The sequence below is a fragment of the Pseudomonas sp. QS1027 genome (assembly GCF_002814235.1).
Taxonomy (GTDB): Bacteria; Pseudomonadota; Gammaproteobacteria; order Pseudomonadales; family Pseudomonadaceae; genus Aquipseudomonas.
Genome location: NZ_PHSU01000039.1, coordinates 39865 through 66035 on the forward strand (window position 1 = coordinate 39865; position 26171 = coordinate 66035).

Here is a 26171-nt window from a genome sequence, read left to right on the forward strand (position 1 = left end):
GTTTGTGTCGCACACAGGTCAGTTTTTAAAAGGTGTAGTCCGCCGTCACAAAGACCGACCGTGGTTGCCCCAGGATCCATTGCTGGCCGTCATTGTATTCGCTCAGGGCGTATTGGCGGTCGAACAAGTTGTTCAATTGCAGGCCCAGCGTCGTGTTGCGCAGGGCTTTCCACGAGACGGTGGCATCCACCACGGTATAGCTCGGCAGCTCGACGGTATTGGCCAGGTCGGCGTAACGCGCATCCACATAACGTACGCCCGCACCGGCGCGCACGTCATCGGTGATCGCCTTGCTCAGCCAGAGGTTGGCGGTGCGCCGTGGAACATCCGTAGGGCGGTTGCCTGCGTAGGAGACGATCTCGTTATTGACCGACTGGTCGAAGTCATCATATTGAGCCCTGACGATCGACGCGTTGGCCTGCAACTGCCAGTCGTGTACCAACTTCAGGTCGAGACTGGCTTCCAGTCCATCCGACGATTGCTGCCCGACCTGCAGTTGTTTGCTCGGGTCGTTCGGGGCGCTCGGGTCGGCGACGAGCAGCTTCTTTTTAACGATGTGATAGGCCGCCAGGGTCCATTCGCCGCGCTGGTCCCAGAACATCTGCTTGAGGCCCACTTCGGACTGCTTGGCGGTGGACAGGCCGAACTGCTGTGCGTTGGCGCCCAGGGTCACCAGGCCGTCGACGCCCTCGGTGCTGGTGGAATACTGACCGTACAGCGAGGTGTCGTCGGTCAACGCAAAGACCAGGCCGGCCTTCCAGTTGTTGCCGGTCAGGCTCTTGTCGCTGCGGGTGTCGGTGATCAGGTTGTCATTGTCGATGTGCACATAGTCACGTCTTACACCGGTCACCAGGGACCAGCGCTCACTCAACCGGGTGCGGTTTTCGGCGAACAGCGAGAACTGCCTGGTGGTGGCCGAGAACTGTGGCCGATAGGCGTCGGCACTCTCGAACTGGCCGGGTTGCGGGTTGCCCAGGTCCAGTGGCGGGCTGCCGGGCAGGTCGTCGAAACCTGCGTTGCTGTTGAGCTTGAAGCGGATGCGGTTGATATCCACACCGGTCAGCGTCTGGCTGTCGAGGCCGAACAGCGTGTGTTGGAAGGTGAAGGTCTGGCGGTCGCCGGTCTGCTCTTCTTCATGCTTGATGCTGATGTAGCTGGCACGCGACAGGGTTTGCGTCGTCGGGTCGAAATTGTAGTTCTCGGCGTTCTGCCAGCGGCGTTGGGCCTTGAGGTAATACAGTTCGTTGCTGGAACTGACGGTATCGGAGATCTGCCAGTCGGTGCGCAGGCGTGTCCACTGGTCGTTGTAGTGCAGCTTGTCGTCGCTGACGTTGTAGTTCTTGAAACGCAGGTTTTCCTGGTAGTGGCCGTTGATCAGCGGCACGCCGAAGTAGTCGGTGGGCTCCTGGTCGCCGTAGTCGCTGGACAGGGTGAACACCAGGTCATCGTTGGCCTGCCAGCGCAAGGCGCCGCTGAAGAAGTTGCTGCTCGAATCGCCACGGTCGACCCAGCCGTTGCTGCTCAGGCGGTTGAGATTGACCCGATAGCTCAGGCTGTCGGTCAGCGAGCCGCCGCTGTCCAGTGCCTCTTGCTGGCTGCCGTAGGAGCCATAGCCCAGACGCACATGGTTTTCGATCTCGCCTTCGAACGGCTTTTTCGGGATGGTGTTGATCACCGCGCCGGTGGCGCCTTCGCCATACAGCACCGATGCCGGGCCGCGTAGCACATCGACCCGCTCGACCGCCCAGGCATCCACCGGGAAGGTCACGGTGCCGGCGCCAGCGTACATCCGGGTGCCGTCATACAACTGCATCACCGAGTTCTGCCCGGTAAACCCCCGCGCCTGCAACGAAGTGCCGCCATCGCCCGGGTTGCCGGTACGGCTGATCCCGGCGCTGCGCGATGCGGCATCCTGCACACTGATATCGCCGTGTTCGCGAATCTGTTCACCGCTCAGGCTGTCTGTACTGGCGGGGGTTTCCAGTGCCGTCAGGCCCAGGCGTGAGCCGGCCGTGGTCGGCGTCTTCAGATCGATGTGATCTTCGTCGACGGCAGGCGCGGTAATGGTGCCAGTCGGCAGGGTCAGGGTGCCATCGGCCTGGGCATGGTTAAACGCCAGCAGGCAGAGGCCGGACAGGAGGTACTTGTTCATCGGGACAGGGAGTCGCTTATTTTCAGAGGCGATACCCGCAGCCAGGGACTGCGGGTAGGGATGTTGCATATTGTTATATTATAACAATATGTAATTGCAACATATTCTCTTCAAAAGTCTACAGACTCCTCTGGAATGCACCTCTCAACCTGTTCAGGTTGAAGATGAGGCCGATTCAGGTTGGCCCTTGAGACGCGACAGCAGTGCCCAATCCAGCAACCAGACGACGATCAGCGAGACCCCGACCAAAGGAAACAGGATCGCCAGGGCGAACATGATCACCAGGGCGGTTTTCCAGCGCGGTAGATCGTGGCGCAGAGGCGGTACGCCGAAGCCTCCTTGCGGGCGACGCTTCCACCACATCACCACGCCGCTGACGGCACTGAGCAGGATCATCAGGCACACCAGCAACATGACCAACTGATTGATCGTCCCGAACAGCTTGCCTTCATGGAGCATCACGCCCATCTCCGTGGCCCGGGCGACATTGCCGTATTGCTGCCAGCGCACATCGGCCAGGACCGTGCCGTTGTACTGGTCGACATGCAGGGTGGCGTCGTTGCGCGGGTCGTCGGCGAACACGGCGATGGTGAACACGCCTTCGGCAGTGCTCGGCAGGGTGATGCTGTAGCCGGGCTCGACCTGGCGCGCCGTGGCGATGTCCACCACCTGTTGCAGGCTGATGCCCGGTGCCGCCGGGCCGGTCGAAGTCGCACCGTGGTTCATGTGTTCGGCATGGGCGCCGGACATCGGCATCGGTGTGTTTTCCAGGGCCCAGGGCACGGTCTGGCGGGTCGCGTCGTTGAGGCTGCGGGCCTCCAGGTCAGACTTGGGCATGTTGTTCCACATGGCGTCGGGAAACCTGTTCCAGACCTCGGCGTACTGCTTGCCCCAGACCCCGGTCCAGGTCATGCCGCTGAGCAACATGAACAGCAGCAACCCGGCGCCCCAGAAGCCGGTGACGGCATGCAGGTCGCGCCAGACGATGCGTCCGCGCTGGTTCAGGCGTGGCCAGAGCACGCCGGCGCTGGAACGACCTCGCGGCCACCAGAGGTAGAGACCGGACACCACCAGCATCACGCCCCAACCGGCGGCCAGTTCCACCAGGCGGTCGCCGAGCGTGCCGATCATCAACTCGCCGTGCAGGGCCCGGGCGACGGCTTGCAGGTTGAGCTTGGCATCCTGCTCGCCGAGGACATTGCCGCGATAGGGGTCGAGGAACACGTTGAGCTCGCGACCGTCGCGGATCACCACGAACTGCGCACTGCGTTCGGCGTTGATCGGAGGCAGGTATTGCTTGATCCGCACCTGGGGATAAGCCATCTCGATGCGGCGTAATTGATCGTCGGCGCTGAGGCTGTGATGACCGGTCTGGACCGTCATCAGGTCGCTGTACAGCAGCGGGTCGAGTTGCGGTTTGAACAGGTAGATGATTCCGGTCAGGGCCAGCAGGACCATGAATGGGGCAACGAACAGTCCGGCATAGAAATGCCAGCGCCAGGCCAGGTTGTAGAAGGAGATCTTAGGTTGGCTCATCAGGAGCGCTCCGCAAGGTTTGATTGTTTTTGGTCGTCTGATGTCGTGGTTCCCGACACCGCAATCCTTGCAGGAGCCGGCTTGCTGGCGATAAGGCCCTTGAGACCTGCATCGATCTTTCGGCCGCCATCGCCAGCAAGCCGGCTCCTACAGGTTTTGGCGTCTAGAAGCTCATGTCCACCTTGGTCCAGAACGTGCGCCCCGGTTCGTTGATGGCCCGTGGGTCATTGGCCGGGTAGCCGAACCCGGCGTTGCCCGCCAGGTTCAGGTGCTCGGAGTAAGCCTTGTTGAACAGGTTGTCGACGCCGCTGCTGACCTTCACGTGACTGTTGATCCGATAGGCGCCGTTGAGGGAGAACACGCCGAAGCCGGCACTTTTGGAAAAGTCCTTGCCGACCACATTGCCCTCGTTCAGGTCGATACGGTTCTGTCGCGCAACCACCCGCCACAGACCTCCGGCACTCCAGTTGTCACGGCTATAGGTCAGGCCCAGGCGGGTGTCCAGCGGCGGCATCTGCGGCAGTGCCCTGCCGTCGCTGGTGTTCTTGCCCCAGGCATAGGCCAGGCTGGCATCGGCTTTCCAGTTGGAGGTCAACCGATAGGCCGCGCCGAGCTCGCCGCCCATGATCCGCGCGTCGACATTGCGCGCCTGGGAGGTCGTGCCCATCATTCCCGGTTGGTAGTTGAACAGGATGAAGTCGCGCACCTGGCCGACATATCCCGAGGCCCAGGCTTCCAGGTCTTCGGTCTTGTACTGCAGGCCGACATCCAGCTGGGTGGTTTTCTCCGGCTTGATCGCATCGAAGGCGTTGAGCGAGCCACTCGGGCCCTGGTCGGGGGAGAACAGTTCCCAGTAGTCGGGGAAACGTTCGGCGTGACCGAGGCCGGCGTACAGGGTGGTCGGGCTGTCGGCCAGGTCATGCTCGTAGCGCATGAAACCGCTGGGCAGGCTGTCTGCGCGGGTCTGGCCGGCGGTCGGATTGGGCTGGGCACTCATCCCGGAACCGATGCGCTGGCGGAAATCCCTGGCCGAGGCGCGGTCCAGCCGCGCGCCGCTGATCAGGCGGTCCCGCTCGGCGGCGTACCAGGTCAGTTCACCGAAGACGCCGTAGTTGTGGAACTCGGCATCCTGCTTGCGCGGCAGACTCTCGTAAGTGTCGATGCCCATGCTGCTGCGCTGGCGGTGTTCGTCGGTCTGCCCATCGAGGCCGCCGATCAGTTGCCAGTCAGCCCAGCGCCAGGTCGCCTTGAGTCGTGCGCCGAGGGTGCGCCGGTCGACATTGGAGGCCATGGGCCCGGCCATCATCCCGGTGCCGGAGGGTTGGCGCAGGCTGTAGTTATCCATCACGTGGTCGGCGTAGTTGTAGTAGACCTGGGCCTCGAGCTTGTCGAGCACCTCGCCGAGATTCGATCTTTCAAAACGCAGGCCGAGGCTTTCACGCTTGAACTGCGAGCCGTCCATGCCGCGCCCGGCATAGCGGGCTTCACCGTCGCCCTTGCCGGCGGTCAGTTCCAGCAGGGTGTCGGCATCCGGCGTCCAACCCAGTGCGACGTCGCCATTCCACTTGTCGTAACGCGAGGGCACGCGGTCGCCGTTGCCGTCCTTGTAGTCGCCGGCACGGGCCTGGTTGCCGATCACCCGGACATAGCCCGACGGGCCGCCGGCGGCGGCATCGAGCACCTTGTCGAAACGCCCGTTGGAGCCGGCCAGCACACTGGCATTGACCCGCGTGCCGAGTTCGCCGAAGTGCTCCGGCTCACGGTCGAAGAGGATGGTCCCGGCCGAGGCGCCCGGGCCCCAGAGTACCGTTTGCGGCCCCTTGATCACCGTCAGCTTGTCGTAGGTTTCCGGGGAAATGTAGGAGGTCGGTGCGTCCATCCGCCCCGGGCAGGCGCCGAGCATCTGGCCGCCATTGGTGAGGATGTTCAGCCGCGAGCCGAACATGCCGCGCAGCACCGGGTCGCCGTTGGTGCCGCCGTTGCGCACCAGGGCAAAGCCGGGGATGGTCTTGAGGTAGTCGCCGCCGTCACTGGCGGGGACCGGCTGGCGCGGGTCCTTGGGGTCGGTGATCACCGTCAGTGGCGAGCTGGGGGCGATGGCGGTAATCACTGTCGGGGCGATTTCCCGGGCGGTGTCGTCCGGCGCGTCGGCGGCGAAGACAGCGGGGGCGAGCAGGGCGCCGCACATCAGCGCGGTGCCCTGGCGCAGGCGGGCGCGGGCCTCGTTCAGGGCGAACAGGGAAGACGCCCGGGCAGTGCGCAGGCGAGTGTTTGCAGTGGACATAAGCGTTCCATCATTCAAGCGAATACAACACGGCTGCCGCCCTGGCACTGCGATTTACAGTCCAGGCGGGCCGGGTGAGAAGGTAAGGTGTCGTTGCTTAATGGAACGCGGGCGGAGCGCGGGTGCGGGCACCCGGGAAGGTGGTTTGCCGGGCGTGGCCCAGGTGGGGCTGGGTTACGACGACGGCCGTGAGCCTGGGGCCGTCAAGGGCGGCGAAGCTCAGGGTTTGCGGCAGGGCCGGGCAACTGAACAGCAGGGTGCAATAACCGCATTTTTCCCACAGTGCGTGGTGCTCGGCGCTGGGGACGTGATGCTCGTCGGCGCTTGGCGCCATGGCCTCGCCAGCCTGCCCGGGCATCTCCATCGACATGTCCATGCCCATCGGCATGGGCATGCGGTGATCCATCGGCATCGCCTGGGAAATCAGCGGTCCGATAAAGATCATCAACATGGCGAACAGGCTCAGCCAACTGCCGCGTACTTGGGCGCGGGAGCGGGGTGACCTGAGGCGTACGGCGCGCATGGCGTTCAAGGGCGGCGTCGATTACTGAGCGGGCGCGTGATCCATGTGGCTCATCTCATTCGTCCCGGCAGGCGGCTGTTTGCGCACCGATACCTCGACGGTCACGTCACCGGCCTTTTCAAAGTGCAGTGTCAGCGGGAAGTGCTTGCCATCCTGCAGCAGGCTGCGGTCCTTGAGGTCCAGCAACATCACATGAAAGGCCATGGGGGCGAATTTCACTTCGCCGCCGGCGGGTACGTCGACGCTGGCGACCTGCTGCATTTTCATCAGGTCGAGCTGCATCACGTGCTCATGCAGTTCGGCCTTGCCGGCGATGGGACTGTCGACGCCGGTCAGGCGGTCGGCCGTGGTACCCGGGTTGTGGATCACGAAATAGGCCGCCACCGTCGGCGCGTTGGGTGGCAGTTCCTGGGACCAGGGATGGGTGATCTGCAGGTCACCGACCTTGAACTCATGGGCATTGGCAAAGCAGGCGGGCAGCAGCAGGGCGGCCAGCAACAGGGCATTCTTGAACATGGTTGTTCTCCATAACGATTCATGACGCACACAGGTTGTGGGTGTGAATCAGGCTGGCGGAGAAGCCCTGGGATTGAGCGAGGGCCATTGCTGGCGTGGGGTGGGGATGTCGATCTGGATGGCGGGGCGTGCCGGGTGGGTTTCGTCCTGCGCCACCGGCAACTGGGGAACATGGCCGGGCAACGCCAGTAGTGAGGCAAAGCCTGCACAGCACCAGCAGTGCTGCATGTTGGAATGGTCATCGTTCTGCGGGGCTTGCTGTTCCAGCTTGCCGAGGTCGATGGCCACCAGCCGGGTGCCACTGGCCGAGCAGAAACTGCCCCACAACAGTTGTTCCGGGATCGAGTTTTCCGAGGCTTGCGCCATGGCTCCGGACATCGGCATGGCGAGCAGATTGAACAGCACTGCAAAGCAGGCGATCCAGGCAATGGCTAGCCGTTGTCGGGGCATGGAAGGATTTCCGTGAGTGTTTTCAAACAGATGGGTTATTTAGCCTGAACGTCCTTCATAAGTAAAAGCGCGAGCTGCGGTGAAAGGTCGCAAGCTTGCGTAGGCTTTGTCGGTGATCCTTGTGCACAAGCGTAGCAGGATGCCGTCACAGGGTCGGAACGGCATGGACTTCAATCTTCACGCCCAGGGTGGCACGAATCACACTGAAGATAGCGGCCAGGTTGTCCATGCTCGGATTCCCCTTGGCTGAGAGCATGCGGTGCAGGCTTTTGCTCGGCTTGTCGGTTTCCTTGGCCAGGCCCTCGAAGCCGACGGTAGCGTTGACCAGATCACGCAGGATCACCCGTGCAATCTCGGGTTCGCCATTGAGAAACAGGGTGGCGGCTTCATCCAGCAGAGCCTGGGCGAATGCCGGGTCACGCTGTGCCCGCTCGGCGATGGTCTGTTTGAAGCTGCGAGTAAGGGCCATGAGATTTTTCGACATTGATCATTGCGCTTTGAAGGTAACCTTCAGGTTACTTTTGTGGCAGGTACTTTGCCAACGCAGCAAGTGTTTCAGTGAGCGCCTGGAACTCCCGGTCCACCGGCGGCAATGCCGGGCGCTGGAGAATCAGCACCGGTATCCCGAGTTCCCGGGCCACCTGCAACTTGGGTTCGGTTGCACTGCTGCCGCTGTTCTTGCTGATCAGCACGTCGATGGCGCGGCGCTTGAACAAGGCGCGTTCGTCTTCCAGCAGAAACGGCCCACGGGCGCCGATCACTTCGCAGCGGGCGTTGCCGGGATATTCATCGAGGGCGCGCAGGGTCCAGAACTGTCCGGAGGGAATTTCTTCCAGATGTTGCAGCGGCTCGCGGCCCAGGGTGAACAGCGGGCGCTGGAAGGGTTTGAGCGCTTCGACCAGACCAGCCCAGTCGGATACTTCGCGCCAGTCGTCGCCGGGTTCCGCGACCCAGGCCGGGCGCCGTAGCGCCCAGCAGGGAACGTCGCTCAAGTGGGCGGCCGTGGCGGCGTTGCCGCTGATTTGCGCGGCGTAGGGATGGGTGGCGTCCAGCAGCAGGTCGATGCCTTCCTCCCGGATAAATTGCGCCAGGCCCTCGGCGCCGCCATAACCGCCGACCCGGACCTGGCACTGCAAGTCCGTCGGTACCCGCCCGACTCCAGCCAGGCTGTAGATATGTGCCGGGCCCAAGGTCCGGGCAATCGCCAGCGCCTCGGTGACGCCGCCGAGCAGCAACAGGCGCTTCATGACAGCACTCCCGCATGACCCACGACGCCGCCCTGGCGGTCGATGGCGAAGACTTCCACCTGCACCTGCCTGGGGACCACGCTACGGGCGAAGTCGCGGGCGCGCTGGCAGACCGCGTCACCGAGGGCGATGCCGGCTGCACTGGCCATGGCCAGCGCCTGCTGGCTGGTATTGGCCTGGACAATCGCATCCTGCAGGGCCTGATCGGCTCCCACCTCGGCGGCCCATTCGGCCAGTTGTGGCAGGTCGATACTCGAATGCCGGCTGTGCAGGTCCATGTGCCCGGCCGCCAGTTTGCTGATCTTGCCGAAGCCGCCGCACAGGCTCAGTTTTTCCACCGGGACCTTGCGCAGGTGCTTGAGCACGGCACCGACGAAGTCGCCCATTTCGATCAGGGCGATCTCCGGCAGGTTGTAGACGCGGCGCATGGTGTCCTCGCTGGCGTTGCCGGTGCAGGCAGCGATATGCAGGTAGCCGTTGGTCTTGGCGACGTCGATGCCCTGGTGGATCGAGGCGATATAGGCCGCGCAGGAAAATGGCCGGACGATACCGCTGGTGCCGAGGATCGACAGCCCGCCGAGAATCCCCAGCCGTGGGTTCATGGTTTTCAGGGCCAGGGCCTCACCGTCGCGGACATTGACGGTGACCGCGAAACCGCCGGTGTAGTCCAGTTCGGCGGCCAATTGCAGCAGATGGTCAGTGATCATCCGACGCGGCACCGGGTTGATCGCCGGCTCGCCGACGGCCAGGACCAGGCCGGGGCGGGTGACAGTGCCGACACCTTTTCCCGCATGAAAGCGCACGCCGGGTTCGGCGATCAGCCGCACTTGCGAGTAGAGCAGGGCACCGTGGGTGACATCCGGGTCGTCACCGGCATCCTTCAGCGTGCCGGCCTCGGCGCTGTCGTCATGGCGGCGACAGAACTCCAGGCGCATGTCCACGCGCTTGCCCTTGGGCAGGGTGATCTGCACCGCATCGCAGCTGACGCCGCTGAGCAGCAGGCGCGCCGCCGCGAGGGCAGTCGCGGTGGCGCAGCTGCCGGTGGTCAGGCCGCTGCGCAGGGGCGCGGGTTGTTCGGCGGTTTCGTCACGCATGGTGAACCACCTGTGGGCTCGGGCTGTTCAAGGCTTGACCACGTCGAGCAAGGTGATCGGCAGGGCCTGGCGCCAGGTGTCGAAATCCCCCAGCGGTTGGGCCTGGGCGATATGGATGCGAGTCAGTTCGCCGCCATGGGCCTGGCGCCAATCCATCAACAGCAGCTCGCTTTGCAGGGTCACGGCATTCGCCACCAGTCGGCCTCCCGGCTTGAGCTGTGCCCAACAGCTATCCAGCACCCCGGGACGGGTGACGCCGCCGCCGATAAAGATCGCATCCGGCGGCTCCAGTCCTTCCAGGGCCTCGGGCGCACTGCCGCGAATCAATTGCAGGCCCGGCACGCCGAGGGTATCCCGGTTGCGCTCGATCAACTGCTGGCGACCGGCATCGGCCTCGATGGCAATGGCCCGGCAACTGGGGTGGGCGCGCATCCATTCGATACCGATGGAGCCGCTGCCCGCGCCGACATCCCACAGCAGTTCGCCCGGCACAGGGGCGAGGCGGGCGAGGGTGATGGCGCGGACATCACGTTTGGTCAGCTGTCCGTCATGCTCGAAGGCGCTGTCCGGCAGCCCGCCGATGCGCGACAGACGCGGCGTGCCAAGAGCGGCCAGGCATTCGATGGCGACCAGGTTCAGGTCGGCAATCGCCGGATCGCTCCAGTCGTCAGCCAGTCCGTCGATCCGCCGTTCCGCCGGGCCACCCAGGTGTTCCAGCACGCTGATCCGGCTCGGGCCGAAACCCCGTTCGCGCAGCAACGCGGCAATCGCCGCGGGACTCAGGCCGTCATTGCTCAGCACCAGCAGACGCACGCCGCTGTGCAGATGTGCATTGAGGGCGGCCAGCGGGCGGGCGACCACCGAGAGCGTCACCACATCCTGCAAGGCCCAGCCCAGGCGGGCGGCGGCCAGTGAGCAGGAGGAAGGCGCGGACAGCACCTGCATTTCCTCGGTGGCAACCCGACGCGCCAGGCTGGCGCCGACGCCGAACAGCATCGGGTCGCCGCTGGCCAGTACGCAGATCGGCTCACCGCGCAGGGCCAACACCGGCTCCAGGGAAAACGGGCTCGGCCAGTTCAGGCGCTCGGCGCTGATCTCGGCCGGCAACAGGTCGAGCTGACGCGGGCCGCCGAATACCCGCGAAGCTGCCGACAGAGCTGCCTGGGCCTGCTGACCCAGGCCACTGAAGCCGTCTTCACCGATTCCCACGATTGTCAGCCAAGGCACCATCTAAAATCCTCAAAACACAGCGGTTCCGACGGGCAGGCTTTTCATGCCATCGGACAAAGCAGGCATAATACCGTGCCTTCGAGGGCGAAATGCTCTTCGATAACAGCCTATACCTTTCCTTTACTGCCGGTTGCCCCTTGAACCAACGCCCGCCCGCCACTGCTATTCGTCCCTCGGCCTGTCCGGGGTTGCTGCGCATCGTCCCGGCGCTGGACGGCGGTATCTGCCGGATCAAGCTGGCCGGCGGGGTGATCGGCAGCGCCCAGGCCCAGGCCGTGGCCCGGGCGGCCGCACGTTATGCCGGTGGCGTGATCGAGGCGACCAACCGGGCCAACCTGCAGATTCGCGGTATCGGCGAGCAACAGGCAGCGCTGATCGACGAATTGCTGGACGCCGGGCTGGGACCGACCACGCCAGCGGGCGACGATGTGCGCAACCTGATGCTCAGCCCGAGCGCGGGTATCGACCGTCAGTTGTTGATCGACACCCGGCCCCTGGCCGAGCAGATCCTGGCGACCTTGCAGACTCATCCACGTTTTCATGAGCTGTCGGCCAAGTTCGCCGTGCAACTGGACGGCGGCGAAGCCCTGGCGATGCTGGAGCATCCCCACGACCTGTGGCTGTCGGCGTTGCTGCTGGACGATCAGCCGTACCTGGCGTTCGGCCTGGCCGGTTGCCCGGCCAACGACCTGCCGCTGGCCGCCGTGCCCCTGTCCGCGGGGCATGGGCTGGTGGTGGCGGTGCTGGAGCTGTTTCTCGATCTGGCCCGCCCCGAGCAGACGCGCATGCGCCATCTGCTGGCTGAAATCTCGCCCGCTGAATTCCTTGCCCAATTGACCCGGCGCCTTGGCTTCGAACCTGTGCTGGTCTCGTCCTGGCATCGATCCGCTGTTCCCGAATTCCTGCATATCGGTACTTATCCACAGCGTCAGCCGGGGCGTGTGTACATGGGGGCAGTGGCACCCCTGGGCCGGCTCGACGCGGCGATGCTCGACGGCGTGGCCCGATTGGCCAGTGAGTTCGGCGATGCCAGCCTGCGCCTGACGCCCTGGCAGAGCTTGCTGCTGCCCAATATCCGGGCCGAAGACGCGGCTGCCGTTACCACGCAACTGCAACACCTCGGACTGTTATGCGATGCCGCTGACGTCCTGGCGCAACTGATCGCCTGCACCGGCTCGGCCGGTTGCGCCAAGGGCCTGGCCGACACCAAGGCCGACGCCCGAACGCTGGCGCTGCACCTGCAGGACCAGCCCCAGGGCGTGCACCTGTCCGGTTGCACGCGTTCCTGCGCGGCGGCCCATGTGGCACCGGCCACCTTGCTGGCGGTTGCGCCCGGCCATTACGACCTCTATTTCCGCGATGCCGCGCACCCGGGCTTCGGCCGGTTGCACGCACGCCACCTTACTATTGATGCGGCGGGCGCCTTGCTGGCAGCCCGCTCACGGAGCAACACCGATGATTGATTACATCCGCGACGGTCAGGAGATCTATCGCAACTCCTTCGCGATCATTCGCGCGGAAGCCAACCTGGCACGGATTCCAGCGGATCTGGAGAAGCTCGCCGTGCGGGTGATCCACGCTTGCGGCATGGTCGATGCCATCGACGGCCTGCAATTTTCCCCTGGCGCGGGCAAAGCCGGGCGCGAGGCCCTGGCGGCCGGCGCGGCGATTCTCTGCGATGCGCGGATGGTCAGCGAGGGCGTGACCCGTGCGCGCCTGCCGGCCAACAACCCGGTGATCTGCACCCTGCGCGACGAGCGTGTTCCCGAGTTGGCCCAGGAGCTGGGCAATACCCGTTCGGCGGCGGCGCTGGAACTGTGGCGGCCGCATCTGGAAGGCAGCGTGGTGGTGATCGGCAATGCGCCGACGGCGCTGTTCTACCTGCTGGAAATGCTCGATGCCGGCGCGCCGAAACCGGCGTTGATCCTCGGTTTCCCGGTGGGTTTTGTCGGCGCCGCCGAATCCAAGGCGATGCTCGCGGCCGACAGCCGTGGCGTGCCGTTCGTGATCATGCAGGGTCGGCTCGGCGGCAGCGCCATGGCCGCTGCCGCGGTGAATGCCCTCGCTACGGAGATTGAATGATGCAGCAGCCTGGACGTCTGATCGGCCTCGGCGTGGGCCCCGGTGACCCGGAACTGATTACGGTCAAGGCCCTGCGCCTGTTGCGCGAGTCGCCGGTGGTGGCGTACTTCGTCGCCAAGGGCAAGAAAGGCAACGCCTTCGGCATCATTGAGGCGCACCTGCAGGAGGCCCAGGGCCTGTTGCCGCTGGTCTATCCGGTGACCACCGAGGCGCTGCCCGCACCCTTGTCCTATGAGCAGGTGATCAGCGACTTCTACGACGAAGCCAGCCTGGAAGTGGCCGCGCACCTGGATGCCGGTCGTGATGTGGCGGTGATCTGCGAAGGCGATCCGTTCTTCTACGGTTCCTACATGTACCTGCACGATCGCCTGGCCGAGCGTTATGAGACCGAGGTGATTCCGGGCGTGTGCTCAATGCTCGGCGGCGCCTCGGTGCTTGGCGTACCGTTGGTGTATCGCAACCAGAGCCTGTCGGTGTTGTCCGGCGTGCTGCCCCATGACGAACTCAAGCGCCGCCTGGCCGACGCCGATGCGGCGGTGATCATGAAACTGGGGCGCAACTTCCCCAAGGTGCGCCAGGTGCTGGAAGAACTGGGCCTGGCCGACCGGGCGCTGTATGTGGAGCGCGCGACCATGGCCAACCAGAAGATCGTCCCGCTGGATAAGGTCGAGCCGATGTCTTCGCCGTACTTCTCGCTGATCATCGTGCCCGGCGAACGGTGGCAGGGATGAGTCGCGCGCAACCGGCCATTGTCATCCTCGGCAATGGCAGCCTGGCGACGGCCCGACGGCTGCAACAGATTTATCCGGATGCGCTGGTCTACGGGCTGGCGGAGCGGGTCGACGGCGCGGATCGGCTGTATCACGAGTTTGGCGCGACGCTGCGCCAGCTCTATCAGCAGGACACGCCGATCATTGCCCTGTGCGCCGCTGGTATCGTGATCCGCACCTTGGCTCCGGTGCTGCTGGAAAAAGGTGCCGAGCCGCCGGTGCTGGCCGTGGCCGAGGACGGTAGTGCGGTGGTGCCGCTGTTGGGCGGTCTGGGCGGAGTGAATGTCATGGCCCGGGAAATGGCCGCCGGCCTCGGTGTCGCGGCCGCCATTACCACCAGCGGCGAGCTGCGTTTCGGCACCTGCCTGCTGAACCCGCCGAGCGGTTATGCCCTGGGCGACCTGGAACTGGGCAAGCGTTTTGTCTCGGACCTGCTGGCCGGTGAAAGCGTGCGTATCGAAGGTGCGGCGCCCTGGCTGGCCCAGGCGCATTTGCCGGAAGACAGCCACGCGCGCCTGTCGATTCATGTCGGCAGTGCCGAGCGTGTGCCGGCCGCCAATGAATTGCTGATTTATCCGCGTAGCGTGCTGGTGGCGGTCACGGCCCGTGTGCCGGAGCTGGCCAGTGCGGTACGCGACGCCTTGCATGGCGCGAATATCGCCCGCCAGTCGCTGGCCTGCCTGTTGGCGGCGGACAGCGAGATGGCCAGTCCCGCGCTGCGCGAAGCGGCCGTCGAGTTGGGCGTGCCGTTGCGTTTTGTCGCCTCGACCGGCTCGGTCGCGGAAATGGCGCAACAGGCGATACCGCAGTTGCTGCCGCCGATCTCTGTCGGCGAGGGCCTGGCGATCGCGGTCGCCAGCCAGCCACTGGAACCGGAGCGCATCGGTCGTCCGCGCGGTCGCCTGGCGGTGATCGGCCTCGGTCCCGGTGCCGCCGAACTGATGGTGCCGGCGGTGAAGGCCGAATTGGCGAAGGCCAACGATGTGCTGGGTTATGAAACCTATGTGCGCATGGCCGGCCCGTTCCGTGCCGATCAGGTGCTGCATTGCACCGATAACCGCGAAGAGATGCAGCGCGCCCGACACGCCTTTGAGTTGGCGGCCGAGGGGCGTTCGGTGGTGGTGGTGTCGTCCGGCGATCCGGGCGTATTCGCCATGGCGGCGGCGGTGCTCGAAGCCTTGCACGAGTCGGCTGACCCGCTCTGGCACAGCGTCGACCTGGAAATCCTGCCGGGGGTGTCCGCCTCGCTGGCGACGGCGGCCCAGGCTGGTGCGCCGCTGGGGCATGACTTCTGCGTGATGTCGCTCTCGGACAACCTCAAGCCCTGGAGCATCATCGAGACGCGTCTCGACCTGGCGGCCCAGGCCGACCTGGCCCTGGCTTTCTACAACCCGATCTCGCGCTCGCGCCCCTGGCAGTTGGGCCGGGCCCTGGAGATCGTCGCCACGCACCGCACGGCGCAGACGCCGGTGGTATTGGGACGGGATATCGGTCGGCCGGGACAGACCTTGCGGGTGACCACCCTGGGTGAGCTGACGCCGGACCAGGTGGATATGCGCACGATGGTTATCATCGGCTCGTCCACCACTTGTACCTTCCCCCGTGCCGAGGGCGGCGAGTGGGTGTACACCCCTCGCTGGTACGGTGAAAAGCCACGGTCTTGAGGGGCTGCGGGCTCAAAAAGGACGGCGTCTATAATTCTCTATAATCGTCTATAAAAGACTATAAAGGCACCAGATACCCGCGCACCCCGGTAAAGATGATCTGCGCCGCCAGGGCGCAGACGAACAGTCCCATCAGGCGGCTGACGATCTGCAAGCCCTGGTCGCCGAGGAGGCGTTCGATCCGGTGGGACAGGTACAGCACCACGCCGACGGTCAGGCTCGCCAGCGCAATGCTGACGATGGCCGAGAGCTTGTCGTCCCAGTGCGGCTGGCTGACCCCCATGACCAGCAGGGCACCGATGGTGCCGGGGCCGACGGTCAGGGGGATGGTCAGCGGGACGATGGTCACGTCCTGCTGCAGGTTGTCGGTCTGCACCGCCGATTTACCCTGGGCCATGCCCAGCGCCGAAATAAACAGCACGCTGCCCGCGCCGATGCGGAAGGCATCCACGGTGATGCCGAACACGCTGAAGATCACCCGTCCGAACAGATACAGCAGCACGCTGGACACCAGCGTCGCCAGCGCGACCTTCCAGGCCAGGCGCCGCCGCTCCCTACTGGAGTAACCACGGGTCAGGCTGATAAAGCAGGACAGGACGAAGAACGGGCTGTAGAGCACCAGCATCTTCAGGTAAACGCTGAATAACACGTGGAGCATGGTGTGGGCTCGCAACGGAGGAGGGCGACGGCAGTCTATCAGGGGTTGCGCACGCTGTCGGCTCTGTCCGGGGACGGGCCGGGGCGATTGTCACGGGGCGGCTTTCTGTCCCGTCGTCAGGGGGTCGGAACCTGGGCCTGCTGCAGCGCGCGTTCGGCCACCCAGTGCTCCACCAACTCACGCAATTGCGACAGCTCCACCGGCTTGGCCATGTGCCCGTCCATCCCGGCCTGGCGCGCGCGCTCCTTGTGCTCGGTGAGAATGTGCGCGGTCAGCGCCACCACCGGGGTGCGCACCCGCTGGTTGCCGACTTCCCAGGCCCGTAGCTGCTGGGTAGCGGAAAAACCGTCGAGGATCGGCATCTCGCAGTCCATCAGCACCAGGTCGTAGCGCTGGGCTTTCATCGCCCGCAGGGCCTCTTCGCCGTTGCTGGCGGTGTCGGGCTTGAGGTTGAGCTTGCCGAGCATGCCGCGGATCACTTTGGTGGAGATGCTGTTGTCTTCGGCCACCAGGATGCGGAAGTCGCTGGGCACGGTGATCGGTTCCACCGGCTCGGGACTCGCGGCTGGCGGCGGCGTCGGCCCCGATCCGGGCCGCTTGTCGCGCTGGGCCAGTTCGTCCGCCAGGGTGGTCTTGAGGGTGTAGCCGGCCACCGGCTTGGCGAGGATGCGCTTGACCCCGGCATTACGCGCGATGATCTTGCTCGGCGCGTTGCTGATGCCGGTGAGCATGATCAGCAGGATGTCGTGGTTCAGGCTCGGGTCTTCCTTGATCTTCGCCGCCAGTTGCATGCCGGTCATGCCGGGCATGTTCTGGTCCAGCAGCACCGCATCGAAGTAGTCGCGCAGGTGGGCCTTGGTCCGCAGCAGTGCCAGGGCCTCCTTGCCCGACGGCACGGCACTGACGTTCAGGCCCCAGGCGCTGCATTGCTGCACCAGTACCTTGCGGCAGGTGTCGTTGTCGTCGACCACCAGCACCCGCGCACCGCGCAGGGGACCGTCGAGGTCGGAGGTCGGGTTCTCCAGGTGCAGCGGGTCCAGCGGCAAGGTCAGCCAGAGGGTGCTGCCCTGGTGGGCGCCGCTCTTGATGCCGAACTCGCCTTGCATCAGTTGCACCAGCTGACGGGCGATCACCAGCCCGAGGTTGCCGCCCAGGCGGGTCGCGGCGAGGAAGTTCTTGCTCTGCAGTTCGGCGTGGAGCAGGGCGTCGCGTTCTTCGTCGCCCATCGGCACGCCGCTGTCCTGGACCGCGATGCGCAGGCGCGGCTGGCCGCTGCGCTCGTCGAGGGCGACGACAATCAGGATCTCGCCCTCGTCGGTTTTCTTCAGGGCGTGTTCCAGCAGGCTGAGCAGGGTCTGGCGCAAACGCGTCGGGTCTCCGCTGATCACTCGCGGCACCTGGGGCTGGATAAAGCTGATCAGCTCGACATTCTGCTGCTCGGCCCGGGCGCGGAAAATACTCAGGCAGTCATCGATCAGGGCGTTGAGGTCGAACTGCACGTCATCCAGTTCGATCTGCCCGGATTCCAGCTTGGAGATATCGAGGATCTCGTTGATCAGGGTCAGCAGCTCGTTGCCGGCGCTGTGGATGGTCTGCACGTAGTCGCGTTGCTTGACCGACAACGGCGTGCCGAGGAGCAGTTCGGTCATGCCCAGCACACCGTTCATCGGCGTGCGGATCTCGTGGCTGATCTTCGCCAGGAATTCGGCCTTGGCGGCGATTTCCGCGTTGCTCGCCGCCAGGTCGCGGCTGAGGCTGAACTGGTCTTCGGTGATGCTGCGACGGCGCTCGCCGAGGGCCACGCTCATCAACAGGCCGCTGATGCAGATAAATATCAGCAGCGCGATGATCAGGCCTTGCGGCGCCACGAGGGTCAGTCCCAGCAGCGCGGGCAGGATCACCAGGGTGCCGATGTTGAAAATCACCATGGCCACCACGAACAGCCGCGCCGGGCGGTAGCCCTTCTGCCAGTGATAGGCGGACACCAGCAGGATGCTCAGGCTCGCCAGGCCCACCAGGCCGTAGGTCATGATGTTCAGGGGCAGGGTGTCGACGAACAACAGCAACAGGCCGCCGAGGCTGATGACCAGGATATCGGCCAGCAGCAGCTTGTTCAGCGGATGCGGGCCCAACTGCGAAAAGAACGAGTAGGTGAACATCAGTCCGCAGGGCGCGGTCAGCAGCAGCGCCACGTAGGAAGCGGGGGTCTGCGCACCATTCCAGTCGGGCAGCCAGGGGCCGATCAGGTTCAGCAGGAACAACGCGCTGAGCAGCAGGAAACCTTCGCAGGCCGCCAGCCACAGGCTGCTGCGCGAGCGGGTGTAGGTGAAGCGGATCAGGTTGTGCAGGATCAGCATCGTCAGGCAGCCGAAGAGCAGGCCGTAGAGCAATGACTGGCTCTGGTCGGCGGCGACCGCGATCGCCGGTTCGAGGGTGATGTGCGGGCGCAGCTCGTGCTTGGACACCAGCCGCAGGTAGATATCCAGCGGTCGGGTGCTCTGGACCAGCGGCAGCATGAAGTCGCTGCTGGGCAGCGGCCGTTCGGCCTGGGGCAGGTCGTTGCCGGTGCGCACCTGGGCGATCAGGTTGTCGCCGTCGAGGGTGTAGAGGTCCAGACGCGCCAGGTCAGGGGCGAAGACCCGCAGGACTTGTTCATGGTTGCCCGGTTGCAGGCGAAAGCGCAGCCACAAGGCGCCCTCGGGCTGGGCGGCGGTCAAGCGTTCGAGCTCGACGGGACTGAATTGGTTGATGTAGCGCGAAGAGCGGATGTCGCTCAATTGCAGGTCGGCCTGGTCGTCAAGCAATGACGCCCAGCCAATGCCTTGCGAGGCCTGGGCCGGGGCAAGGCAGAGCAGGGTCAGCAAGCTGACAGTGAAACCTATGGCGATCCTGAGCCAGCGCACGGCGAAATCCCTTCGTAGGTTGATGCCCGGTGATAACTATGCGCAGGGCTGGAATAGTTCGGCAAGGGCTGAAGGCCCTTGCCTATCCCTTCGGATAGCTTATTCCTTTGAGTCTGCGCGTTCGCGTGCAATTGCACGATAGCCTATGTCGCTACGGTAGAAGCAGCCGTCCCAATCAATCTTAGCTGCGAGCTTGTAAGCTTGCTGCTGTGCGGCGTCAACGCTGTTGCCCAGGGCGGTGGCGCAGAGCACCCGACCGCCGGAGGTTACTACCTGGCCGTCCTTCAGTGCGGTACCGGCGTGAAAGACTTTGCCTTCCAGGCCCGCGGCCGCATCCAGGCCGTTGATCACTGCGCCCTTGGCGTAGTCGCCCGGGTAACCGCCGGCAGCGAGGACGATGCCCAGGCTCGGACGCGGGTCCCATTGTGCTTCGATCTTGTCCAGGGCCTGGGCCAGCGCGGCCTCGATCAGCAGGATCAGGCTCGATTGCAGGCGCAGCATCACCGGTTGGGTTTCCGGGTCGCCGAAGCGGCAGTTGAACTCGATGACCTTCGGGTTGCCGGCCTGGTCGATCATCAACCCGGCGTAGAGGAAACCGGTGTAGACGTTGCCTTCGGCAGCCATGCCGCGCACGGTCGGCCAGATCACCTGGTCCATGACCCGCTGGTGTACTTCGGCGGTGACCACCGGGGCCGGCGAGTAGGCGCCCATGCCGCCGGTGTTCGGGCCGCTGTCGCCGTCGCCGACGCGCTTGTGGTCCTGGCTGGTGGCCATGGGCAGGACGTTCTTGCCGTCGACCATGACAATGAAGCTGGCTTCTTCGCCGTCGAGGAACTCCTCGATGACCACCCGCGAACCGGCCTCACCGAAGGCGTTGCCGGCGAGCATGTCGCGGACGGCGTCTTCGGCTTCGCCCAGGGTCATGGCGACGATCACGCCTTTGCCGGCGGCCAGGCCGTCGGCCTTGATCACGATCGGTGCGCCTTTTTCACGCAGATAGGCCAGGGCCGGCTCGATCTCGGTGAAGTTCTGGTAGTCGGCGGTAGGGATCTTGTGGCGTGCCAGGAAGTCCTTGGTGAAGGCCTTGGAGCCTTCGAGCTGGGCGGCACCGGCGGTCGGACCAAAGCAGTCCAGGCCACGGGCACGGAACAGGTCGACCACGCCGGCCACCAGCGGTACTTCCGGACCGACGATGGTCAGGGAGACGTTTTTCTCGGCAAAGTCCGCCAGTTGCTCAAGGGCCAGGACGTCGATGGCGACGTTCTCGCACTTGGCCTCGATGGCGGTACCGGCGTTGCCCGGGGCAACGAAGACTTTTACGACACGCGGGTCCTGCGCCACTTTCCAGGCCAGGGCGTGTTCACGGCCACCGCTGCCGATGATCAAAACATTCATTTCAAAAACCTCGATGACGCTGAATTCTAAGAGAGCATCCCGCTGGACGCTGACTGTAGGAGCCGGCTTGCTGGCGATGAGGCCAGCGAGTCTTGCATCGATCTGGCGGCCGCCATCGCCAGCAAGCCGGCTCCTACAGGGGCTGTGTTATCAGTGGCGGAAGTGGCGCATGCCGGTGAACACCATCGCGATACCGGCTTCGTCGGCAGCCGCAATCACTTCATTGTCACGCATCGAGCCGCCCGGCTGGATCACCGCGGTGACACCGGCCTTGGCCGCATTGTCGAGACCGTCGCGGAACGGGAAGAACGCGTCCGAAGCCATGACCGAGCCCTGTACCTGCAGGCCAGCATGCTCGGCCTTGATTGCAGCAATACGAGCGGAGTTGACGCGGCTCATCTGGCCGGCGCCGACACCGATGGTCTGGCGGTTCTTGGCGTAGACGATGGCGTTGGACTTGACGTACTTGGCGACTTTCCAGGCGAAGATCAGGTCGTGGATCTCTTGCTCGGTCGGCGCGCGCTGGGTCACGACTTTCAGATCGTCGCTGCCGATCATGCCGATATCGCGGCTCTGCACCAGCAGGCCACCGTTGACGCGCTTGTAGTCCCAGGCCGGGGCGCGGTTGGCGTCCCATTGGCCGCAGACCAGCAGGCGCACATTGACCTTGGCGGCCACGACGGCGCGGGCTTCTTCGCTCACGGACGGGGCGATGATCACTTCGACGAACTGACGCTCGACGATGGCCTTGGCGGTTTCGGCATCCAGTTCGCGGTTGAAGGCGATGATGCCGCCGAAGGCCGATTCGGTGTCGGTGGCGTAGGCCAGTTCGTAGGCCTGGCGGATACCGCCTTCGGCGTCCGGGCTGACGGCCACGCCGCACGGGTTGGCGTGCTTGACGATGACGCAGGCCGGCTTGACGAAGCTCTTCACGCATTCCAGCGCGGCATCGGTATCGGCCACGTTGTTATAGGAGAGTTCCTTGCCTTGCAGCTGGGTGGCGGTGGCGATGCCGACTTCGGCCGGCTTGGCTTCCACGTAGAACGCCGCGCTCTGGTGCGGGTTCTCGCCGTAGCGCATTTCCTGGGCCTTGATGAACTGGCTGTTGAAGGTGCGCGGGAATTCGCTGCGGCCTTCGGTGCTCAGGGTCTCGGCGGCCTGGTTCACGGTGCCCATGTAGTTGGCGATCATGCCGTCGTAGGCGGCGGTGTGTTCGAAGGCCTTGAGCATCAGGTCGAAACGCTGGGCGTAGGTCAGGCCACCGGCCTTGAGGCTTTCCAGGACCTGGGCGTAGTCGCCGGCGTTGACCACGATGGCCACGTCCTTGTGGTTCTTGGCCGCCGAGCGGACCATGGTCGGGCCGCCGATATCGATGTTCTCGATGGCGGTCGGCAGGTCACAGCCAGGCTTGTTGATGGTGGCTTCGAACGGGTAGAGGTTGACCGCCACCAGGTCGATCGGCTTGATGCCGTGCTCGTTCATGATGGCGTCGTCGATGCCGCGACGACCGAGGATGCCGCCGTGGATTTTCGGGTGCAGGGTCTTCACCCGGCCGTCCATCATTTCCGCGAAGCCGGTGTAATCCGCGACTTCCACTGCGGCCACGCCATTGTCGCGCAGCAGCTTGAAGGTCCCGCCGGTGGAGAGGATCTCCACGCCCAGGGCTTCCAGCTCCTTGGCGAATTCGAGGATCCCGGTCTTGTCGGAAACACTGATCAAGGCACGGCGGATCGGCAGGCGGGTGGTCTGGTCGGTCATCTCAATTTCCATCAAAAGCAAAGGAGTCAGCAAAAAAGGCGACCGGTTCTACGCGGGCGCCTTTCTGGTTTGATTGAATGCTTACAGCAAATCGTACTGTTTGAGTTTCTTGCGCAAGGTGCCGCGGTTCAGCCCGAGCAGCTCGCTGGCCTTGGTCTGGTTGCCCTTGACGTAGTTCATCACGCTTTCGAGCAGGGGCGCCTCGACTTCCGAGAGCACCAGGTTGTACACGTCCGTGACGGCCGCGCCCTCAAGGTGGGCGAAATAATTGTGCAGCGCCTTCTCGACACTCCCGCGAAGGGTCTGGCCTTCTTCGCTCGGCGTGTTGAGGTGCTGTTTCAAATTGACGTTGTCGCTCACGGGCGTTGTTCCACTCACTAAAGTCTCGGTCATCATCGTCATGCGGCCACCCCTCTCCCTTCCCCTGTCACCAGGCTCTTGTAACGCTCGGCGAAGAACTCACGAACGTTGGCGCACTGTGCTTCCGTTTCTTCCACACGATTGAAGTGGGCGCGAAACTCCTTGGCGCCCGGCAAGGTTGCGAGATACCAGCCGACGTGCTTGCGGGCGATACGCACACCCATCACCTCCCCATAGAAGGCATGCAACGCGGCCAGATGCTCTAGCAGAATACGTTCCACCTCGAACAACTCCGGTGCCGGGAGGGTTTCGCCGGTACGCAGAAAATGCTCGATCTCACGAAAAATCCACGGCCGCCCCTGGGCGGCCCGGCCGATCAACAGGCCATCGGCACCGGTCGCGTGCAGCACGTGCCGGGCTTTCTCGGCCGAATCGATGTCGCCGTTGGCGAAGACCGGGATCGACACCGCCTGCTTGATCGCGGCAATGGTGTCGTACTCGGCTTCACCGGTATACAGGTCGGCACGGGTTCGTCCATGCACCGCCAACGCCGTGATGCCCGCCTGTTCGGCAATTTTTGCCACTGTCAGGCCGTTCTTGTTCGCCCGGTCCCAGCCGGTGCGGATCTTCAGGGTGACCGGTACGTCCACCGCCGCAACCACGGCGTGGAGGATCTCGCTCACCAGTGCTTCGTCTTTCAGTAACGCGGAGCCGGCGGCCTTGTTGCAGACCTTCTTGGCCGGGCAGCCCATGTTGATATCGATAATCTGTGCACCCAGCTCGACATTGGCCCGGGCCGCCTCCGCCAGCATCTGTGCGTCGCCACCGGCGATCTGTACCGAGCGGGGCTCGGGATCGCCTTCGTGGATCATGCGCAGACGCGATTTGCGGCTGTTCCACAAGCTCATGTCGCTGGTGACCATTTCCGAGACTACAAGACCCGCGCCCAAGCGTCGGCACAACTGACGAAAGGGCTGGTCGGTGACGCCCGCCATGGGGGCGAGAATCAAGCCGTTCTGCAATGTATATGGGCCGATGCGTACCGCCGACATAGGACTTCCCTGTTGTGGGGCCGGATCATGAGAGTTCGAAAAAGGGTTGGCATGATACCCGCTCTCGATGACCGGATAAAGGCAAAATTGGATAAAATCTGAACAGTTATTCGGTTATCGCTGGCGGTTTGGTTGTCGCCAGAAAACCGCCGTGCCACCGGCAATGGACACCGGGTTACTCGGGCGAGTGGAAGCTCAAGCTGTAGTTCACGGCCTTGGCGCCCGGGTCGAGGATGTCCAGGGCGATGTGGATCGGTGTTTGCGGCGGCATTTCACCCTGGCCGGCAAGGTCGCCGCTCAGGTACTCGGCGGGTTTGAAGCGGCGGCTGGCGATCAGATGGCCGTTGAGGTCGGCGAAGCGCAGCTCCAGCAGCGGGAAGGGCTGGGAGAACGGCGCACGGTTGTAGATGATCGCGTCCACCACCAGGGCGCCGGCGAAGTCCGGGTGGCTGCGCACCACCAGATTGCTGCTCTTGATCCGGGCGATATCGACTTTTGACGGCACCTTGCAGCCGACTTCCGGGCACAGTTGCTGGAACCAGGGGCGGTATTGGTCCTGGCGCGCCAGTTCGTCGAAGTGATAACCGACGTATTGGCCGACCAGCGCGCCGGCGGCCAGCAGTACCAGCAGCAGCCAGAGCAGGCGCCGGCCCCAGGGCGAGCGGCGGCGTTGCCAGTCGAGCTGGATCGGGTCGTCGACCAGGTCCAGCAGCACGTCGTCGTGCAGGCCGGGCTCGTTGCGTTCGCGCTTGGCCTTGGGTTTCCTGCGCTCGTCTTCGAGGGGCTCATCGTCGGCCGGTTCGGCGGCCGGCGGGGCATGGAAGGTGTCGTCTTCCAGCTCGTCGTGTTCAAGCTGCAGGCGCGGGACCGGCGGTTCGTCGTCCAGATTGGCGAGGTCGAAGGACAGCGAAGGCTCGGTGCGTGCCGACTTGGGCTGTTCGGCCTTCTTTTCCGGCGCCTTGGCCGGGGCTGTTTCGCCCTCGTCGGCCGGGGTGGCGTCGAGGTGCTTGCCCGGCGGTTCGCTGAACAGGCTGTCGGGCCATTGCTCTTCTTCCGTGTCCGGGCCGTCGCGGCGGGCGCTGAGGGACTCGCCCTTGCCGCCACGGTCCTGGCCGAACGCCTTGGTCGGCTGGATTTCCCGTTGTTCCAGGCGCGCCAGCTCTTCGTCCAGGTCGAGGTTGTCCAGGTCCAGCTCTTCGGCCGACCACTGCCGCTGGCTGATGGCCCGTGGCTGTTGCGGCGGTTCTGGAGGCGGCGGTGGCGGCATTGGCGGTGCGGGTGGCAGCGGCTTTGGTGCCGCTGCTGGCGCGGCAGTAGCCGCGGCGCTCGCCGCTTCCCGGGCTGCACGTTGTTCGAGCAGTTGTCGCGCAGCGTTGAACACCTGCAGGCAGGAGCCGCAACGAACCACACCACGGGCCACGCTCAATTGAGCGTGACTGACGCGGAAACTGGTCTGGCAATGCGGGCACTGGGTGACGAAGCTGTCGGTCATGCGGCGATCCGGTTCATGCAGGCGCCCATTCTAGCGCCGACGACCACTGATGCGCACCCAACCATCGCGATCGGCAATCGGGTCGAGGTCGAAGTCCTGGGCATAAGCGGCTGCGACTTGCGCGCCTTGTTCGGCGAGGATCCCCGAGAGTGCCAGGCGACCGCCGGGCTTGACCAGGGTGGACAGTTGCGGCGCCAGGGATACCAGGGGCCCGGCGAGGATATTGGCCACCAGCACGTCGGCCTGGACCTGGGGCAGATCTTGCGGCAGGTACAGCGGGAACAGCGTTTCGGCGATGTTGTTGCGCCCGGCGTTGTCGCGGGAGGCCTCCAGGGCCTGGACGTCGATGTCGGTGCCGACCGCTTCCCTGGCGCCCAGCAGCAGGGCGGCAATCGCCAGGATCCCCGAGCCGCAGCCGAAGTCCAGGACGTTGCAGTCCTTGAGGTCCTGGCCGTCGAGCCATTCCAGGCACAGCGCGGTGGTCGGGTGGGTGCCGGTGCCGAAGGCCAGGCCCGGGTCGAGCAGCAGGTTGACCGCTTCCGGTTCCGGCGCGGCGTGCCAGCTCGGGACGATCCACAGGCGACGGCCGAAGCGCATCGGCTCGAAGTTGTCCATCCAGCTGCGTTCCCAGTCCTGGTCCTCGATCACTTCGCTGTGGTGCTCGGGCAGCGGTGCGCCGGTCAGCAGTTCCAGGTGCGCGAGCACGCTGGCCGCTTCGGTGCCGCCTTCGAACAGGGCCAGCAGGTGGGTGTGGGACCACAGCGGGGTGGTATTGAGTTCCGGTTCGAAGATCGGTTGATCTTCGGCATCCATGAAGGTGACCGAAACGGCGCCGACTTCGAGGAAGGCGTCTTCGTAGGTTTCGGCTTGTTCCGGGCTGATGGCCAGGCGTACTTGCAGCCAAGGCATGGCGGGGCACCTTTGCAAAAATGGAGTGTGCAACCGCTGGGGCTGCGAGAAACGCGCAAGTCTACTTGAGCGGCGCCTTGGGCGGTATTCAAAAAC

At 64.6% G+C, this 26171-nt stretch carries 22 protein-coding genes; 4 read left to right on the top strand and 18 right to left on the bottom strand.

All coding sequences use genetic code 11. From position 1 onward, the window contains the following. Window positions 1-25: 25 nt before the first annotated feature. The 10 genes from CWE01_RS30320 to cbiE all read right to left on the bottom strand — a co-directional run bounded on the left by CWE01_RS30320 (window position 26) and on the right by cbiE (window position 11032). Complete coding sequence (locus CWE01_RS30320; RefSeq protein ID WP_100944263.1) at window positions 26-2152, bottom strand: TonB-dependent siderophore receptor; 2127 nt, start codon at window positions 2150-2152, stop codon at window positions 26-28. A gap of 153 nt (window positions 2153-2305) precedes the next feature. Beyond that, window positions 2306-3688, bottom strand: coding sequence for a PepSY domain-containing protein (locus CWE01_RS30325; protein ID WP_100944264.1), 1383 nt, complete (start codon window positions 3686-3688; stop codon window positions 2306-2308). A 163-nt stretch (window positions 3689-3851) separates the two neighbouring features. Further along, on the bottom strand, window positions 3852-5972 hold the full coding sequence (locus tag CWE01_RS30330) for a TonB-dependent copper receptor (protein ID WP_100944265.1): 2121 nt from the start codon (window positions 5970-5972) through the stop codon (window positions 3852-3854). A gap of 97 nt (window positions 5973-6069) precedes the next feature. Beyond that, on the bottom strand, window positions 6070-6495 hold the full coding sequence (locus CWE01_RS30335; RefSeq protein ID WP_100944266.1) for a DUF2946 domain-containing protein: 426 nt from the start codon (window positions 6493-6495) through the stop codon (window positions 6070-6072). 21 nt (window positions 6496-6516) lie between these two features. Next, window positions 6517-7011: a copper chaperone PCu(A)C gene (locus CWE01_RS30340; protein WP_100944267.1), complete on the bottom strand. Its 495-nt coding sequence runs from the start codon at window positions 7009-7011 to the stop codon at window positions 6517-6519. Window positions 7012-7059: 48 nt separating this feature from the next. Further along, window positions 7060-7461 (bottom strand): DUF2946 domain-containing protein, encoded by a 402-nt coding sequence (locus CWE01_RS30345; RefSeq protein ID WP_100944268.1) that lies wholly within the window; start codon window positions 7459-7461, stop codon window positions 7060-7062. A 145-nt stretch (window positions 7462-7606) separates the two neighbouring features. Further along, window positions 7607-7930 (bottom strand): DNA-binding protein, encoded by a 324-nt coding sequence (locus CWE01_RS30350; protein ID WP_100944269.1) that lies wholly within the window; start codon window positions 7928-7930, stop codon window positions 7607-7609. 46 nt (window positions 7931-7976) lie between these two features. Further along, entirely contained in the window at window positions 7977-8708 is a 732-nt protein-coding gene (locus CWE01_RS30355) for a cobalt-precorrin-6A reductase (RefSeq protein ID WP_100944270.1), read from the bottom strand. Continuing rightward, window positions 8705-9802, bottom strand: a complete 1098-nt coding sequence (locus CWE01_RS30360) for a cobalt-precorrin-5B (C(1))-methyltransferase (RefSeq protein WP_100944271.1) — start codon at window positions 9800-9802, stop codon at window positions 8705-8707. The genes CWE01_RS30355 and CWE01_RS30360 overlap by 4 nt, the downstream gene beginning before the upstream one ends. 27 nt (window positions 9803-9829) lie before the next feature. After that, a complete protein-coding gene (gene cbiE, locus CWE01_RS30365; protein WP_100944272.1) occupies window positions 9830-11032 on the bottom strand; it encodes a precorrin-6y C5,15-methyltransferase (decarboxylating) subunit CbiE in 1203 nt (400 codons plus the stop codon). Between the two features lie 137 nt (window positions 11033-11169). Between cbiE and cobG the strand changes: the two genes are divergently transcribed. Genes cobG through cobJ form a run of 4 tightly spaced genes read left to right on the top strand, consistent with a single transcriptional unit; the run spans window position 11170 to window position 15548 of the window. Continuing rightward, window positions 11170-12495 carry a precorrin-3B synthase gene (gene cobG / locus CWE01_RS30370; RefSeq protein WP_256346865.1) on the top strand — a complete coding sequence of 442 codons (1326 nt, stop codon included), beginning with the start codon at window positions 11170-11172 and terminating at the stop codon, window positions 12493-12495. Then, a complete protein-coding gene (locus tag CWE01_RS30375; RefSeq protein WP_100944274.1) occupies window positions 12488-13114 on the top strand; it encodes a precorrin-8X methylmutase in 627 nt (208 codons plus the stop codon). The genes cobG and CWE01_RS30375 overlap by 8 nt, the downstream gene beginning before the upstream one ends. Beyond that, window positions 13114-13845 carry a precorrin-2 C(20)-methyltransferase gene (locus CWE01_RS30380; protein ID WP_100944275.1) on the top strand — a complete coding sequence of 244 codons (732 nt, stop codon included), beginning with the start codon at window positions 13114-13116 and terminating at the stop codon, window positions 13843-13845. The genes CWE01_RS30375 and CWE01_RS30380 overlap by 1 nt, the downstream gene beginning before the upstream one ends. Beyond that, window positions 13842-15548, top strand: a complete 1707-nt coding sequence (gene cobJ / locus CWE01_RS30385; RefSeq protein WP_100944276.1) for a precorrin-3B C(17)-methyltransferase — start codon at window positions 13842-13844, stop codon at window positions 15546-15548. The genes CWE01_RS30380 and cobJ overlap by 4 nt, the downstream gene beginning before the upstream one ends. A 58-nt stretch (window positions 15549-15606) precedes the next feature. Here the strand turns inward: cobJ and CWE01_RS30390 are convergent, their stop codons facing one another. The 8 genes from CWE01_RS30390 to prmA all read right to left on the bottom strand — a co-directional run bounded on the left by CWE01_RS30390 (window position 15607) and on the right by prmA (window position 26075). Further along, complete coding sequence (locus CWE01_RS30390) at window positions 15607-16206, bottom strand: MarC family protein (RefSeq protein WP_100944277.1); 600 nt, start codon at window positions 16204-16206, stop codon at window positions 15607-15609. Window positions 16207-16322: 116 nt separating this feature from the next. Beyond that, window positions 16323-19109, bottom strand: coding sequence for a hybrid sensor histidine kinase/response regulator (locus CWE01_RS30395; protein ID WP_100944278.1), 2787 nt, complete (start codon window positions 19107-19109; stop codon window positions 16323-16325). A 99-nt stretch (window positions 19110-19208) separates the two neighbouring features. Further along, window positions 19209-20504 carry a phosphoribosylamine--glycine ligase gene (purD, locus tag CWE01_RS30400; RefSeq protein WP_100944279.1) on the bottom strand — a complete coding sequence of 432 codons (1296 nt, stop codon included), beginning with the start codon at window positions 20502-20504 and terminating at the stop codon, window positions 19209-19211. A 150-nt stretch (window positions 20505-20654) separates the two neighbouring features. Continuing rightward, entirely contained in the window at window positions 20655-22262 is a 1608-nt protein-coding gene (gene purH, locus CWE01_RS30405) for a bifunctional phosphoribosylaminoimidazolecarboxamide formyltransferase/IMP cyclohydrolase (protein ID WP_100944280.1), read from the bottom strand. Between the two features lie 81 nt (window positions 22263-22343). Continuing rightward, window positions 22344-22664: a DNA-binding transcriptional regulator Fis gene (gene fis, locus CWE01_RS30410; RefSeq protein ID WP_003186237.1), complete on the bottom strand. Its 321-nt coding sequence runs from the start codon at window positions 22662-22664 to the stop codon at window positions 22344-22346. Then, window positions 22661-23674, bottom strand: coding sequence for a tRNA dihydrouridine synthase DusB (gene dusB, locus CWE01_RS30415; protein ID WP_100944281.1), 1014 nt, complete (start codon window positions 23672-23674; stop codon window positions 22661-22663). Before dusB ends, fis begins: the two co-directional genes overlap by 4 nt. Before the next feature lie 175 nt (window positions 23675-23849). Beyond that, the gene (locus tag CWE01_RS30425; protein WP_100944282.1) at window positions 23850-25166 is read right to left on the bottom strand and encodes a DUF3426 domain-containing protein; all 1317 of its coding nucleotides are present in this window, start codon (window positions 25164-25166) and stop codon (window positions 23850-23852) included. A 30-nt stretch (window positions 25167-25196) separates the two neighbouring features. Next, on the bottom strand, window positions 25197-26075 hold the full coding sequence (gene prmA / locus CWE01_RS30430) for a 50S ribosomal protein L11 methyltransferase (protein WP_100944283.1): 879 nt from the start codon (window positions 26073-26075) through the stop codon (window positions 25197-25199). Window positions 26076-26171: the final 96 nt, after the last annotated feature.